16 protein-coding genes are annotated in these 14389 nt (G+C 74.1%); 7 read left to right on the forward strand and 9 right to left on the reverse strand.

What is annotated here, in order from left to right; all coding sequences use genetic code 11:
- Window positions 1-87: sigma factor-like helix-turn-helix DNA-binding protein (locus tag ACZ4K2_RS35300; RefSeq protein WP_467479266.1), on the forward strand; the 87-nt coding region annotated here is incomplete at its 5' end.
- Window positions 88-228: 141 nt separating this feature from the next.
- Here ACZ4K2_RS35300 and ACZ4K2_RS35305 read toward each other — a convergent pair.
- Window positions 229-765 carry a cysteine hydrolase family protein gene (locus ACZ4K2_RS35305; RefSeq protein WP_467480497.1) on the reverse strand — a complete coding sequence of 179 codons (537 nt, stop codon included), beginning with the start codon at window positions 763-765 and terminating at the stop codon, window positions 229-231.
- A gap of 194 nt (window positions 766-959) precedes the next feature.
- Here ACZ4K2_RS35305 and ACZ4K2_RS35310 point away from each other — a divergent pair, with 194 nt between their 5' ends.
- Window positions 960-1826, forward strand: a complete 867-nt coding sequence (locus ACZ4K2_RS35310; protein ID WP_467480495.1) for an alpha/beta fold hydrolase — start codon at window positions 960-962, stop codon at window positions 1824-1826.
- A gap of 199 nt (window positions 1827-2025) precedes the next feature.
- Window positions 2026-2982, forward strand: coding sequence for a hypothetical protein (locus ACZ4K2_RS35315; RefSeq protein ID WP_467480493.1), 957 nt, complete (start codon window positions 2026-2028; stop codon window positions 2980-2982).
- 30 nt (window positions 2983-3012) lie between these two features.
- Here ACZ4K2_RS35315 and ACZ4K2_RS35320 read toward each other — a convergent pair whose 3' ends face one another.
- Both ACZ4K2_RS35320 and ACZ4K2_RS35325 read right to left on the reverse strand, forming a co-directional pair.
- Window positions 3013-3720, reverse strand: a complete 708-nt coding sequence (locus ACZ4K2_RS35320) for a B3/B4 domain-containing protein (protein ID WP_467480490.1) — start codon at window positions 3718-3720, stop codon at window positions 3013-3015.
- Window positions 3721-4134: 414 nt separating this feature from the next.
- Window positions 4135-4971: an EamA family transporter gene (locus ACZ4K2_RS35325; RefSeq protein WP_467480488.1), complete on the reverse strand. Its 837-nt coding sequence runs from the start codon at window positions 4969-4971 to the stop codon at window positions 4135-4137.
- A gap of 121 nt (window positions 4972-5092) precedes the next feature.
- Between ACZ4K2_RS35325 and ACZ4K2_RS35330 the strand changes: the two genes are divergently transcribed.
- Window positions 5093-5677, forward strand: coding sequence for a helix-turn-helix domain-containing protein (locus ACZ4K2_RS35330; RefSeq protein WP_467480486.1), 585 nt, complete (start codon window positions 5093-5095; stop codon window positions 5675-5677).
- 116 nt (window positions 5678-5793) lie between these two features.
- Window positions 5794-6003, forward strand: coding sequence for a hypothetical protein (locus ACZ4K2_RS35335; RefSeq protein ID WP_467480485.1), 210 nt, complete (start codon window positions 5794-5796; stop codon window positions 6001-6003).
- A gap of 21 nt (window positions 6004-6024) precedes the next feature.
- Here ACZ4K2_RS35335 and ACZ4K2_RS35340 read toward each other — a convergent pair whose 3' ends face one another.
- The 3 genes from ACZ4K2_RS35340 to ACZ4K2_RS35350 all read right to left on the reverse strand — a co-directional run bounded on the left by ACZ4K2_RS35340 (window position 6025) and on the right by ACZ4K2_RS35350 (window position 8662).
- A complete protein-coding gene (locus ACZ4K2_RS35340; protein WP_467480483.1) occupies window positions 6025-6978 on the reverse strand; it encodes an erythromycin esterase family protein in 954 nt (317 codons plus the stop codon).
- Between the two features lie 213 nt (window positions 6979-7191).
- The gene (locus tag ACZ4K2_RS35345) at window positions 7192-7647 is read right to left on the reverse strand and encodes a VOC family protein (protein WP_467480481.1); all 456 of its coding nucleotides are present in this window, start codon (window positions 7645-7647) and stop codon (window positions 7192-7194) included.
- A gap of 157 nt (window positions 7648-7804) precedes the next feature.
- Entirely contained in the window at window positions 7805-8662 is an 858-nt protein-coding gene (locus ACZ4K2_RS35350; protein ID WP_467480479.1) for an alpha/beta fold hydrolase, read from the reverse strand.
- A 76-nt stretch (window positions 8663-8738) separates the two neighbouring features.
- Here ACZ4K2_RS35350 and ACZ4K2_RS35355 point away from each other — a divergent pair, with 76 nt between their 5' ends.
- Window positions 8739-9245 carry a MarR family winged helix-turn-helix transcriptional regulator gene (locus tag ACZ4K2_RS35355; RefSeq protein WP_467480477.1) on the forward strand — a complete coding sequence of 169 codons (507 nt, stop codon included), beginning with the start codon at window positions 8739-8741 and terminating at the stop codon, window positions 9243-9245.
- Between the two features lie 407 nt (window positions 9246-9652).
- Here ACZ4K2_RS35355 and ACZ4K2_RS35360 read toward each other — a convergent pair whose 3' ends face one another.
- Entirely contained in the window at window positions 9653-10792 is a 1140-nt protein-coding gene (locus ACZ4K2_RS35360; RefSeq protein WP_467480475.1) for a hypothetical protein, read from the reverse strand.
- A gap of 435 nt (window positions 10793-11227) precedes the next feature.
- On the opposite strand from ACZ4K2_RS35360, the gene ACZ4K2_RS35365 reads away from it, so the two are divergent.
- Window positions 11228-12463 carry a S8 family serine peptidase gene (locus tag ACZ4K2_RS35365; protein ID WP_467480473.1) on the forward strand — a complete coding sequence of 412 codons (1236 nt, stop codon included), beginning with the start codon at window positions 11228-11230 and terminating at the stop codon, window positions 12461-12463.
- Between the two features lie 347 nt (window positions 12464-12810).
- Here ACZ4K2_RS35365 and ACZ4K2_RS35370 read toward each other — a convergent pair whose 3' ends face one another.
- Together ACZ4K2_RS35370 and ACZ4K2_RS35375 are read right to left on the reverse strand one after the other, a co-directional pair.
- Window positions 12811-13422, reverse strand: coding sequence for a DUF4291 domain-containing protein (locus ACZ4K2_RS35370; protein ID WP_467480471.1), 612 nt, complete (start codon window positions 13420-13422; stop codon window positions 12811-12813).
- A 71-nt stretch (window positions 13423-13493) separates the two neighbouring features.
- Window positions 13494-14378, reverse strand: a complete 885-nt coding sequence (locus ACZ4K2_RS35375; protein WP_467480469.1) for an alpha/beta hydrolase — start codon at window positions 14376-14378, stop codon at window positions 13494-13496.
- Between the last annotated feature and the right edge of the window lie 11 nt (window positions 14379-14389).

Consider the following 14389-nt stretch of genomic DNA (forward strand, 5'->3'; position numbering starts at 1 on the left):
CGTCTCGGTGTCTCCCAGATGCACGTCTCCCGGCTGCTGTCACGCACCCTGGCCCGCCTGCGCGAGGGCCTGCTCACCAAGGGCTGAGCCCACCGGCCACCGGGCCGACCACCGGTCTGAGCCCACCGCCCACCCCATCCGCCACACCGGACCCGCCGCATGCGCGGCGGGTCCCGCGCGTCCCGGCCGCCTTGCCCCGGGACGTACTCCCGGGGACGCCCCGGCCCGTCATTCCCACAGGTCGCGGCTGGCGCACACGCGCGCGCCCATGTTCCGCTCCATCATCCGCAGTGCCGCCTCGGCGAGGTCCTCGTGGATGTACGCGACCGCGTCCTCGGGAATGATCACCTGGAAGTGGCGGATGTGGGCGTCCAGGGCCGAGTAGAGCACGCACTGCTCGGTGACCTGCCCGCAGAGCGCCACCTGCTCGATGCCCTCCTGCTGGAGCAGGTAGTGCAGCGGGGTCTCGAAGAAGATCGAGTGGCGGGCCTTCATGACGAACAGCGAGTCCTCGTCCGGTTTCAGGGGCTCCACCAGCTCCGCGTGCGGCCCCGACAGGGCGCGGTTGAGCAGTTCGCCGTGGTGCGAGCGCCACTCGCCGAAGTTGTCGTTGACGTAGATGACAGGTATCGACCGGCTGCGCGCACGCCGGATGAGGTCGGCCACCACCGGCACGACCGAACCCGCGGACGGTATCAGCAGGTCGGCGTCCTCGTGGTCGTACGTGTTGATCATGTCGATGACGATCAGGGCAACCTTGCTCACGAGATCATGCTTCCGTTCGGGGGTGCGGAGGGGGCGGCCTCCGCTCTGCCGGGTGCCTGTCAGGGTATCCATCACGATTTGCTCTATTCCTCCCTTACGTCCCCACCCATACGGAGCCGGTTCCCGGCGGACTCGGGCATGGACGCGGTGCTCAGGGGAACCGGGCGTGCGACGTCCGAGCCGGAGGAGGCGACGTGTACGACGGCTTCGAGCTGACGCGATGCGAGGGGGACGGGGTCCGTCTGCGGGTCCGGCACGGTGGGAGCGGCCCGGCGGTGCTGCTCCTGCACGGCCACCCACGCACGCACGCGACGTGGCACCGCGTGGCCCCGCTGCTGGTCGCGGCCGGGCACACGGTCGTCTGCCCCGACCTGCGCGGCTACGGCCAGTCCGGCAAGCCGCCCACCGACGAGCGGCACCGGCCGTACTCCAAGCGCGCCATGGCCGGCGACTGCGTGGCGGTGATGCGCGGCCTCGGGCACGACCGCTTCGCCGTCGTCGGGCACGACCGGGGCGCCTACGTGGCCACGCGCCTCGCCCTGGACCACCCGCGGGCCGTGTCCGCCCTCAGCGTCCTGGACGCCGTCCCCATCGGGGAGGCCCTGCGGCGCTGCGACGCGAAGTTCGCCGCCGCCTGGTGGCACTGGTTCTTCCTCGGACAGACCGACAAGCCCGCCGAACGCGTCATCAACGCCGACCCCGACGCGTGGTACCGGGGCACCCCGGGACAGATGGGCGCGGAAGCCTACGAGGACTACCGGCGCGCGATCCACGATCCGGCCACCGTGCACGCCATGTGCGAGGACTACCGGGCCGGACTCGGCATCGACCGGGAGCACGACGACGCCGACCGGCGGGCCGGCCGCCGCATCGGCTGCCCGCTCCAGGTCCTGTGGGCCACCCGGGACGACATGGCCGACCTGTACGGCGACGTACCGGCCGTCTGGCGGGAATGGGCGGGCGACCGCCTGGTCAGCGGCCCGATCGAGTCGGGGCACCACATGGCGGAGGACGCGCCCGGGGAACTGGTCGAGGCCTTACGGGAGTTCTGGCGGGCCTGACGGCCGCGTGGGGAGGCACCAGGACGCGCCGGGCCGCGCCGCGCCCGGCTCGGACGGGCCGCGGCGGTGATGCCGGGCGGACCGGTCCGCAGCGGACGGGGGCGTGTCCGGGACCCGCGGCCCGGCACCCGCGGCCCGCGAACGATAACGATCTCGGTGCGGCCCTTGCGGGCGGGGCGATCCGTTCTAGCCTCCGCCCATGGGATTCCTCACCGGCCGCCGCGATCGGGCCCGTCTCACCCCGGAACTCGACGACCAGGAGTTGGGCGGGCTGCTGAAGTCCCTGCGGGCGACGACCCGTACGGGCACCGTCGCCACCACCGAGCTGTGCCTGGCGCAGCTCTCCCGGTTCCTCGGCCGGGAACCGGGCGACCGGGACCGCCGGACCCACCGCATCGCGGTGCTGGCCGATTTCCTCTCCGGGTCGCAACTGCCCGGAGCGTGGGTGGCGCGCGAACCCCGCAACGCGACCGCGCTCGTGCTGCACGCCTGGACCCAGGTCGTGCAGGCCCGGGCGCGGGGCGACGGGGGTGACGTGTCCGGCGCCGCGGAGAGCTGTCTGCGCGCCGCCGGGATCGCACCGGACGATCCCGTCCCCTGGGTGGCCCTGCTCAAGGTGGCCCGTCACGAACACCGGCGGCGGCCCCAGGTGTTCGGGGTGTGGAACGAGGTCGTCGCGCGGGACCGCTGGAACCGCGAGGCGCACCTGGACATGCTGGCCTACCTCGCACCCGAGGAGGCGGGCTCCCGCTTGCAGGTGCTGGAGTTCGTCGACGCGCTGACCGCCCGGGTGCCCGCCGACGCGCCCTGCGTGGCCACGGAACTCACCGCCCAGGTCCTCCAGTACCAGGCCGTTCTCGGCCGGGGCGGCTACGAGGCCCTGGTGGCACGGGCCCAGTGGTCCCAGGGGACGGCCCTCAGGGCGCTCGACCGCGTGGCGCACACCTGGGCGCGACCGGGGTTCCTTCGGCACGCCCGGGCCCTGGCCGATCTGAACCTCCTCGCCTACGCGCTGACGGCCGCGGACCGCCGCGCCGACGTCCGGCCGGTGTTCGAGGCGATCGGGGGGACCGTCACGGCCTGGCCCTGGAGGACGGACGGCGACCCGCTCACCCGGTTCGAGCAGGCGCGGCGCAGGGCCACCGGCGGCCGATGAGCGGGCGGTGGCGCCGCAGCGGCCGCGCCCTCAGACGGCGGGCCGGGCGTCCGCGGCGGCGAGGTAGTGCACGCGGGTCCGGGTGCCGTGCGGCAGGAGGAGGGCGCGGAGTTCCTCGGCCGCGGTCTTGAGCAGGTGGCCGTCGCGGGTGGCGTGCAGGGTCTCCAGGACGAAGGCGACGCGGGTGGAGTCCTCGGTGACACGGGTGCGGTGGGCGTCACGGTGGTTCCAGTGCCGGGTCAGGACGCCGGCCGTGTCCGCGTAGATGATCTCGCCCGGCCTGGGGTTCTCGACGGTGTCGGGCTCCCCGAGCGGAGTGAACTCCTCGCTGCCGTCCGCGTGGCGGATGTCGACGTCGCCGCGGACGTGGTCGAGGTCGAAGGCACCGGCGGGCAGGCCGTGCCGGACGGAGACCGTGTTGTACGAGTCGACGGCCGGGTTGACGCGGGGCAGCACGCCCTTCTTGGCGAGGCGGCGGCCGAGGGCGTCGACGCTGGGGCGGACGCGGCGGGGGTTGGTGCCGAAGGAGCGGTAGGCGGTGTGCCACGCCTCGATGCGCGGGTCGGTCTCGTCGGCGGGCCGCCAGGTGCCGTCGGCGAGCTGCCGCTCCAGGTCCGCCACGGCGGTGGTGGTGCCGGGCCACGGCTCGTGTCCGCGCAGGTCCTCGGCGGTGACCACGGCGATGAGGGTGTCGGGGAAGGCGTCGGCGACGGCGGGGGCGATGCGGAAGGAGGTCATGGGCGGGGTCCTGTGGTCGTACGTATGCGGGGGGCGGGTGGGGTCAGGGCTGCCACGGGCCGATGCGGTCCGGGCGGCGCCGCCGCAGGTGCGCGGCGGCCACGTCGAGGCCCCGGCGGCGCGGCAGTGCGGCCTTGGCCTCGGGGGACCGGGTTGGGCCGGGTGAGGTGGATCAGCGGCCGGGTCCGGTCGCCGTCGGGGGCGGGGCCGGCGGTGAAGTGCGTGGGCACGACGATCGGCGCGCGGCCGGGCGCGCCGTTGACGCAGAGCTGCCCGAAGTCGTGGCCGTCGGAGGTCCACGCCTGCCGTTCGGCGTCGTCTAGACAGGCGTCCCAGGGCTGGACGAACATGCGGGATGCTCCTTGTACGAGCTTCGTGCGGGTGCTGCGGGTGCTGCGGGTGCTGCGGAGGCGCTCAGGCGAGGGCGAGGAGACTGACGGCCATGGCGGCCGTGCCCAGGCCGATGAGCTGTCCGCGGTGGATGCGTTCGGCGAGTACTCCGCGGGCCAGCAGGACCGTGCCGGCCGGGTAGAGGGCGGTGATCACGGCGACGACGCTGAGGTCGCCGCTGCGCGAGGCGAGCAGGAACAGCAGGTTCGCCAGCGAGTCCAGCACCCCCGCCGCGGCCGAGACCGCATAGGCGGGCTTCTCCGGTCCGAGCCGCCGGTACAGCAGCGCCGCCGCGGCCAGGGTGACGGCCGAGGACATCGTCCTGCCGACGATCAGCGGGGCCACCCCGCTGTCGGACGGCGCCTGGTGCAGGAAGACGAGCTGGAGGGCGATGGCGGCCCCGGCCCCCAGGGCCAGCAGCAGCGCGGTCCGGGACGGACGCGCCGAGCCCGTGCCGTGCCCGGCGCTGACCAGCACGACGGCCACCAGCGCGAGCGGCAGCCCGATCAGGCCGGCCGGGCCCAGGCGTTCGCCCTGGAGCAGCCCCACGGTGACGGGCAGCGCGGCGGACACCACCGCGGTCACCGGCGAGAGCACGTTCATCGGTCCGATGGCCAGGGTCCGGTAGAGCATCGCGAACGCGGCGGCCGAGGCGACGCCCGAGGCGGCGCCCCAGCCCAGGGCGCCCGGGCTGAAACCGGCCCCGAGCACGGGCCACAGCAGCAGCTCGACCGCCAGACTGGCCGGGGCGGCGACCAGTACGGTGCGCAGGACGTGGGCCCTGCGGGCACCGAGGCCGCCGAGGAAGTCGGCGCACCCGTAGGCGAGGGAGCTGCACAGGGCCAGCAGCAGGGCGATCACGGCACCGTCCTAGGTGTTTCACAATGGAACGACTCGACCGTACAATGAAACGACCGCCCTGTGTCAACCAAACGACCGGACGGTGCAGTGCAATGAACCGCTGGTACGGGATGGTGATCAGGTGGCCGAGACGGAGACGGCCCTGCGGGCACTCGCGCAGAACGTGCGGGCGGCCCGCACACGCGCGGGCCTGTCCCTGGACGAACTCGGCCGGCGCGCCAAGGTCAGCAAGGGCGCCCTGGTCGCGCTGGAGAAGGCCCAGGGCAACCCGAACTTCGCCACCCTCGTCCGGCTCGCCGACACCCTCGGTGTCTCGGTGTCCGCCCTGATGGAAGGGCCGGCCCAGGACCGCGTGCGCGTGGTGACCGCCGACACCGTCATGCCCCTGTGGGCGGGGGAGCGGGGCAGTGAGGCCCGGCTCATGCTGACGACCTCCGGACCGGCTCCCGTGGAGGTGTGGCGCTGGCGCCTGCAACCGGGCGAGGAGTACCCCAGCCACCCGCACCAGGCCGGAGTCGTCGAGACCGTCAGTGTCACCGCCGGGCGGATGACCCTCCTCGTCGACGGCGTCGAGCACTGCGTCAAGGCCGGCCAGACCGCCACCTTCGACGGCGACGCCCCCCACGCCTATCGCGGCGCGGGCGGCGAGACCTGCCACCTGATCATGACCGTGCACCTGCCCCCCGCCCCCGCGAACACCGCCTGACGCCCGGCAGGGGGGGACCACCTGACGGGACGTCAATCACAGTCCGCCCGCCTGTTGGGCTGGGCCGCGCGCGACTCCGTACGGCCGCCCCGGTGCGGCCGCCTTACCCTGGTGGCATGACGATGCGCGTCGTCGTGTACGAGCCCGCCGGGGACGGCGGGCGACGGGTGCGGCTCGACGAGCGGTTCCTCGGGATGGCGTACACCCTGCTCGACATCGCCGAGTTCCTGCGTGCGGCCGGTCTGGACGCCGTGGAACCCGACGAGGTGGCGAGCGCCGGCTGGGTGGAGTGGCGCGGGGGAGGGGCGGACACGTGGCAGCCGTGAGCCCCCGCCCTCGTCCGGTAGTCAGCCCTTCGCCCGCGAGAGGGAGCGGACCGGGGTGACCTCCTGGGTGTGGAGGATGGCGTCGAACCAGTCCGCGAGCGAGCCACCGGCGAGGTGGTAGGCGGCGTTGTCCTCGGGGTCGTAGCGAGGACCGATCAGGCGCGTCTTGGCCGGCGTGTCCAGCCAGGCCCGCACCTGAGGCGGGCAATCGGCGTGCAGGTCCAGGAGGTAGGCGTCCAGCCCGGCCCCACCCAGGACCGCGTCGGCGAACTCCGCCGGCGGGGCGGGGACGGGGTAGGGAGCCAGGCCGTGGTGGAACGTGAGGCCGAGGGACACGTAACCGGCTCCGAAGTGTTCGCGGAGGTAACTGCCCGCGTTCCGGTGCGTCTTCGGCGGAGGGGAGGGGGAGACGGTGCGCGGATTGCCGTTCGCGGTGTGCGCGATGCTCCCCCAGTAGATGATCCTGTCCCCGGTGCTCTCGTGCCAACGGATCGTGTCCTCCGCCAGACCCAGCTCGACGCCGGCGAGACCGTCGAGCGCGACGCCCTGTCTCCGCGAAGAGCCGACCACTCCTGTGAACCGGACCGGGTCGTCGGGATGCCGGCGGTTGAAGGCGCGCATCCACCGGATGACGTCGAGGATCTCCCCGGTCTGCCAGAAGGACCGGGTCTCGGCCAGCAGCGCCAGGGGATCCCCCGTCCCGCCCCTGACGTACGCGTCCAGCCCGACCCTGGACGCGTCGTCCCCCTCCAGCGCGAGTGACCGGAACCCCAGCTCCTCCACCAGCAGCCGGACGACCCTGTGCGAGAGGGCGGACAGCTCGTGGGCCTGACGGGTCGAGGCGCCGACGGCCACGACCCTCGCGTCGCGCACGATGTCGACCAGCGGCAGGAGATCGGTCAACGGCGCCTCGGGATCGACCGCGGTGAGGTGGTGGGCGTGCTGCCCGATCCACCGGGGGATCGTCTCGGTCATCGCCAGAACTCCTCGCTCGGCCCGCTCGGTTCACAGAGACGTCCCAGGTCGCGGCGACGCCCCCCACGCAGCCTCGGACACGAACCACGGTTGAGGTCAAGCCGACGCGGGCGGAACCCATCCGTCCATGGCTGGCTCCGTCGGCGCACCTTCGATGTGCCAAGGGTGTGTGACGCAGGTGCCGGCGGTGCCACCCCGCAACGGCAACGGCCGTCAGACGACGTCGAATTCGTTGCCCTCGGGGTCCTGCATGGCGGCGGCACAGAGCCCCGTGTCCGGCTCGTCCCTGATCCGCAGCACGATGGCACCGGCTTCGACCAGCCGCTCCACCGTGGCCCTGACCCGCTGCGTGCGGACGTCCGGCGGAACGTCACGGCCCCCGCCGACCTTCAGGTCGAAGTGCCACCGGTTCTTGACGGCCTTCGGCTCCGGAACCTGCTGGAACCACACCCTCGGTCCACGTCCCGCGGGATCGACGATCGACTCCGGAACATCCCCGGCCCCGGCCGGCAACTCCGCCTCGGGAACCCCCACGGCCACCCAGTAGGCGCGCCACGTGGCGTGCCCGCCCGGCGGAGGCTCAGGGACGTAACCCAATGCCTCGGCCCAGAAAGCCACCATCCTCCGCGGATCCGAGCAGTCGATGGTCAGTTGCACGGTCATCTCCATCCGCGGAGCATCCCAGACACGTCTGACAGACGACCCACTTGCGCGGCAAGCCCCAGCGGTCGGGTCGGTGGCCGCGCGCAGGGGACGTACGAGAGGAAGTGGGCGGACGGATGGCGGCCCGGGACTCCGGCCTCGGCGCACGATCCTTCGGGCACCTTCACCGGGGTGGCTGACCCCCCGCGGGCGGTGTCCCGAGGAAGTCCAGCACGGTCGCGTCCACGGCCGCCGCGCCGGCGACGGGCAGGGCGTGGTGACCCAGTTCCGGCAGCACTTCGACCCGGGCCCCTGGCAGCAGCCGGCGGGCCCGGTCCGCCGTCGCGTCGGCGTCGTGCACCCGGCTGCGTCCCGCGAACAGCACCAGCACCGGCATGGCGAGCGGTGCCGGGTCGAGCGTCCGCCCCACCACCGGCCGGCCCCGCCCGCGCAGGGTGGCGCCCAGCACGTACACGCGCGCGAAGTCCTCGTCCACGCCCGTCCCCGCGGTCTCCCAGTCGAGGTACGCACGGACTCGCCGCGCGGTGGGCCGCAGCAGCATCGGCAGTACGCGCAGCAGGTAACCCGGCCGGTACCCGCTGAACACCTGGGTCGGGTCGAGCAGCGCGAGGCGCCGCACCCGCCGCGGCGCGTGCAGTGCGTACGCGGCGGCCAGCCAGCCACCGTACGAGTGCCCGCACAGGGCGGCCGCCGGCAGCCCCAGCCCGTCCAGCACGGCATCCAGCCACGCCGTGAGGTCCCGTGGTGTGCGCAGCGGCAGCCCCGCGCGCTCGCTGCGTCCGACGTCGCCGAGTATGTCGACCGCGTACACCCGGTGCCGGGCACCCAGGGCCGGGGCGTTGGCGAACCAGGCCGTGCCGGTGCTCCCGCCGCCGTGCAGCAGCACCAGAGGCGGGCCGTCCGGGGGGCCGTAGGCGTGCACGCGGGTCGGGCCGTACGGCGTGGGCACGGTCAGCCCGGTGGTGCCGATCGGCCAGCGGGCCAACAAGGTGTCGTAGGCGGCGAAGAATGTTTCGGACACACCGGCTCCTCGGAAGATCACACGGGATATTCTCTCGCTGAGCGAGATACTAGGCGAGCGAGAGGACAGTGCGTCAATGAGCGGTGCGGAGAGCCGGCAGGACCCCCGGCTGCGGCTGGTCCACCAACTGCGCGCGGCAACAGTCGAGTTCGACCTGCTCGCCGCGGAGTTCGCCGCCCGCCACGAACTGCACCCCACCGACTTGCGGGCCCTGATCGCCCTGCTCGACGCCGCCCGGGCCGAGCGCCCCATGACCCCCGGCCGGCTCGGCGAACAGCTCCGCCTGAACTCCGCCGGCACCACCACCCTCGTGGACCGGCTGGAGCGCCTCGGACTGGTCCGCCGGCAACGCGACACCACCGACCGCCGGCGGGTCCTGCTCACCGTCGAACCGCAGGCGGTCGACCTCGGCTGGTCGTTCTTCGGCCCCGCCATCGGCACACTGCTCACCGCGATGGACGCCTTCACCCCGGCCGAACTCGACACGGCCGAACGCTTCCTCGCCGCGATGACCACGGCCACCGCCGCCACCCGCGCGAACGCTGCCCGCACCACCTCCGACCCGCCGTCGAGGCGCCGTTGAGATGGCCACCGCCGAGGATTCCCCGTCGCACCCCGGCTTCGGGCATGGGCCGGACGGCACGGACGCGACGTCCAGTCAGGGGCGGCCGGCCGGGGCATACGGCCGCTGGATGTCCTCCGGGTAGGCCCAGGCGCCCCCGCTCAGCCGTCAGCCGGGCGCCCCGGCCAAGGCGCTCCGGTGAGCCGGGTCGCGAGGTGGTAGGCCACGACGACGTCTTCGTACACCCGGCCCGGCACCACCTTGTATGGGAGGCGGACCCGGTCGCTGCCGCTCGTCGACGCACGCTCGCCGGTACCCGGGAAACGGACCGCCGTCCGGGGCTCCTCCGCGAAGCGCAGCCGGCGGGCGCGGACCGTCGACCGGAACGAGATGTCCTGCTCCGGGTCCCGCGCCCGCGCGCCCGCGGTTCAGGGCGGTTCCTCGCGTTCCGCGTCGGAGCGGCGGCCGGCCCGTGGCGGCAGCTTCCCGTCCTCGGCGCGTACCCGGCGCGGGCGGGTGCCGCCCTGCCTGCGCGCGGTCCGGCCCTCGGCCCCCGCGGCCTTGCGCGCCGTACTCCGGGCGGCGGACCCGGCCCGGCGTCCGGTGCGGCCGACGGCGGCCGGGTCCTCGTCGGCGACGGCACCCCTCTCCGCAGCCCCGCCGTCCACTTCCCCTTCGTCCGCGGTCTGCCCGGTCACCTCGCCGGTCACCTCGCCGGTCGCGTCACCGACCGTCCCGACCGCCCCGCCCACGGCCCGGCCGGCCTCCGGGCCGACGTCCTCCACCGCGCGCCCGGCGCTTGTCCCGACCCCCTCCACCGCACGTCCGGCGCCGGTGCCCACGTCCTGCACGGCCGCCCCGGCTCCCCGGCCCACGTCCGTCGCCACCGAGCCGACGCCCCGGCCGACCCCCTCGACGGCGGCCCCGGCGCCCTGGCCGACATCCTGCACGGCGGCTCCGGCGCCCGTACCGAGTTCGCCGAGGGCCTCCCGGGTGCCGCCGCCGACGTCCCGCACGGCGGACCCGACGCCCCGCGCCAGCTCGTGCAGGATCTCCGGGTGGCGGTCCAGGGTGGTCAGCACCCGGTCGATGATCATCGCCACGTTGTCGAGGCGCACCTTGAGCAGGGCCTGTGCCTCGACACCCGAGATGCCCAGGTGGACCCGGCCCAGGGAGACGTCCGCGCCCACGTTCAGCTTCAGCAGGTCCAGCACCTCGGCCTGCAACGACACGTGCGCCCGGAGGTCCTCGACGTCCAGGTCGATCTCGTCGACCTTGAGCACGGGAACGTCGAGGTAGACGTCCGGGCTCGCCTGGGCCGCCACGGCCGGCGACTGTCCCGCCGCCCCGGCGCCGGGAGCGGTGGCCGTTTCGCGGGCGAGGGCCGCCTCCTCGGCGTCGTCGTAGAGTTCCGGCTCCTCGTCGTAGAGCTCCGCCTCCCCGTCGTACGGCTCGGACTCGTCGTACGGCTCGGACTCGTCGTACTCGTCGTCCTCGGTGTCCGGGCCGTCGTCGTGAGGGTCACGTTCGCCGACGGCTCCCTCGTCCTTCCCGTCGTTGCCTCGCATCAGCGCGCCTCCGCAGGTTCCCCATCCGTGGAGTCCAGTGTGATCCGCTTCGGGAATCCCTGCGCGGTGAGCGGCGCGGTGCGCACACCGGCCGGGCCTCGGCGCACCGCCCGCGCCCGCGACGAGCCGGTCCGCGAAGACCGCCGGGAGACGGTCCGGGCACCCGGCCGTGGCAGTCCTGTCCGGAGGGGGCGCGGGGGCGCGGGGCGCGGTGCCCACGCTCGCGGAGGTGACGGGTGTCCTGGGTGAGGGGGCGTACGACGCGACCGGGTGACCGCGCTCGCGCGCGACCCCGGTGGCCGGACCGTGTGCCGGGTGGCGCCGCCGGACGAAGCACCCTTCCCGGCCCCAACCGGCCCGACCCGACCGTGACACAACTTCCGCGCGGGAAACGGCTGTTCACGGCGCGCTCGGCCGTGGTGATCCAATACGGGTATGCATCAAGTGCTTCGCATCTGCGCCGTGACGGCCGCCGCGCTCCTCGTCTCGGGCGGACCGCCCCCCGCGGCCGCCGCGGAGAGGGCCCCCGAGCAGTGGTACCTCGACGCGATGGGCGCCGACGAGATCTGGAAGGTGACCACCGGCGAGGGGATCAAGGTCGCCGTCATCGGCACCGGCGTCGACCCCGACACGCCCGCACTGTGCGGCCAGGTGCTCCAAGGCAGGGACGCCCTGGTGGCGGCCGGTCTGGCCGACGGCAGCCCCACGGACACGCACGACACCACCGGTGCGGGCACCACGGCCGCCGAACTCATCGCAGGAACGGGCCGCGGCGGTGGACTGAAGGGTCTCGCCCCGGGCGTGCGGATCATCCCGATCCGGGTGCCGCCGGTACGGCACGACGAGGTTCCCGACCCCAACTACCCGCTGTCCACCGCGATCAGGTCCGCCGTGGACGCGGGGGCTCAGGTCATCGACATCACCGTCGGCAACCAGTACGTGATCGGCAGCGACTACGACCACCAGGCGCTGGAGTACGCCGTCAAGAAGGGCGTGCTCATGTTCGCGGGCGTGGGGGACAACGCCGAGGAGGGCAACAAGAAGCAGTACCCGGCCGCCTACGACGAGGTCGTCGGGGTGGCGGCCATCGACCGCACCGGCACGGTCGCCCCCACCTCCCAGCACGGCGAGGAGGTCGAGATCTCCGCCCCCGGCGTGGACATCCCGCGCTGGTGCGACGCGGGCTTCCGCCGGTACTGCGCGGACGGCGACGGCACCGCGGCGGCCGCCGCCCTGGCGTCGGCCCAGGCCGCGCTGGTGTGGTCGGAGCACCGCGACTGGAAGGCCGCGCAGGTCTGGCGCGCCATCGAGGACACCGCGGGCCGCACCTGGGCCGCCGACCGGCCCAGCGTCTACCTCGGCTACGGGATCGCCCGGGCCCGGCAGATCGTGGCCCTCGGCCGGGGCCGGCCCGGGCCCGCCGACCCGAACACCGACCCGTGGGACGTCCAGCCACTCCCGGGGTCACCCGGCAGCACCGCCGGCCCACGGCCGTCGCGCAGCACCGGGCCGGCCTCTCCAGCCGCCTCCGCCCCGGCCTCCCCGGCTGCTTCCGCCTCGGCGGCCGGGGGCTCCGGGCTGACGGGGACCGGGGTGGCCGTCGGCGCCGCCATCGCCCTCATCCTCGCCGGGGGAGCCGGCTGGATCCTGCTGCACCGCCGCGGCCGCTGACCTCCGACGCCAGGGCGCTCGCCCCGCTCCGGGCGGGTGCGGTCAGGCCGCAGTCGCCGATCAGGACGCGGCGACGAGTTGGTCGGGGCCGAAGGTGCGCCGGTAGGCCCGCCGCGCGTCGAGCAGCCGGATCGCCCCGACGCGGACGTGTCGCGGCCACTCTCAGGTCGGCGGGCAGCGGGGAGCACTCCTCCCATGCGGGCAGGCACCGCGCGCTGTGCCAGGCAACCTGCCGTACCCCTGCGTCGAGCGCGAGCCAGTCGCCGGGGGCTGTGACGTCCAGCGCGTCCCGCAGCGGCGCACCTGCCGCGAGCCGCGCCGCCGACGATGTCCCGGCCTCGCTGCTCTCAGGCACTTCCGTCCCCCTCCTGGCACAGGTGCGCCAGGGCCGCTTCGGCCACGGGGTAGGGACGTTCACCGGGCAGGAGCCGCCGTGCCGCGTCGAGGTCTCCGTCCTGTACGTGCGCGTGGACGGTACGGGCGAGTGGTGTGACGTCGGTGACGGAGGTGATCCACTCGTCGGCGTAGCGGTGTGCGGCTTCGCCGGCGAGGCCGAGTTGGAGCGACCGGTGGCCGAGTGCCCGCAGGTGCAGGTCGCGCTCGGGGTCCCACTGCACCCGGGCCGGGGACTGCTTCAACTGGCGCTGCCACGTGTCCCGGTCGGCATGGAGTCCGCGCTCGTAGTGGGACAGGCAGGCGTTCTCCAGTGCCCACTCGAAGCCCGCACGGGAGATCTCGACGGCGAGGACGGTCTCCTGCCCTTCCTTGGTGCCCCACCCGCAGCGGTACATCATCCACAGGAACGACGGCTTGATCCAGGTCATCCGGTCCCGCTTCCACGCCGCCGGGAAACGCCCCTCCCTGGCGGCGGGCAGGCCGATCTCCGGTGGGTACGCCTGGTAGACGGTGACCGTGGCGTCCGTGTACAGGGCTCGGATGCGGTGTCTGGGTTCTTCCACGAGGACCAGGGTGGGCACATCGGCGCCCGCACGCCATCGAATATCGACGCACGTGCGGGCCGGCCCCCGGATCAGGAGGCCCGCGTCGGCGCACCGCGCGAGGGGCCGTGCAGTGCCTCGCGCAGGAGCGCGCCGAACTCGGCGGGGTGCGTGGTCAGACCGATGTGCCCGCCGGGGAAGTGCAGGAGTTCCGTGCCGAGCCGCTCGGCCAGGAAGGCGGCCGGACGGTAGGGAAGCTCGCCGCGCGAGTCCTGCCCGGCGGCGAGCACGAGCCGGTCCGACACCGCCTTGAGGCGGTCGAGATCCGGAACGTAGGACATGAAGCCCGGCACGATGCGTCCGACGAAGTACGGCAGGTCACCCATGGTCCGCTCGGTCCGTGCCGCCGCCCGCGGCGGGAGCGCGACCTCGGCCTCGGTATCGGGCCCGGCATCGGCCCCGGCGGTGCCACCGTCCTTCCGCATGCCCGCGGCGAACACAGCCATCGCCGGCACCAGCCCCCGGCCGCGGAAGGTGTCCTGGACGCGTGCGAGGAGCGCGCGTTGCGCGGCGGCGTCCGGGAGGACCTCCACCACCGGCGGTTCGTGCGCGACGACTCGTTCCACGCGCTCCGGGTGGGTGATCAGCAGGTGCAGGGCGGCGATCGCCCCCGAACTGGCGCCGAACACCCGGCCGGGCTCATCGGGTGACAGCACCTCCAGCAGCCGGAACGCGTCCTCGGCGTGCTCCGCCACCCGCTGCTCGGCCCCGGGATCGTCCAGCGTGCTCCGGGACATCCCCCGTGGGTCGTAGGTCGCCACCGTGTAGGTGTCGGCCAGGTCGGCGGCCACGGTGGCCAGGGAGGCCGCGCCGCCCGTACCTCCCGGGATCAGGAGCAGGAGCGGGCCCCGGCCGCGCACCTCGTAGTGCAGGGTCGCGCCGTTCACCCGCAGGGACCCGACGGTCGGCTCGGTCATGCCCAAACTCC

The sequence above is a fragment of the Streptomyces sp. NPDC025833 genome (assembly GCF_055558055.1).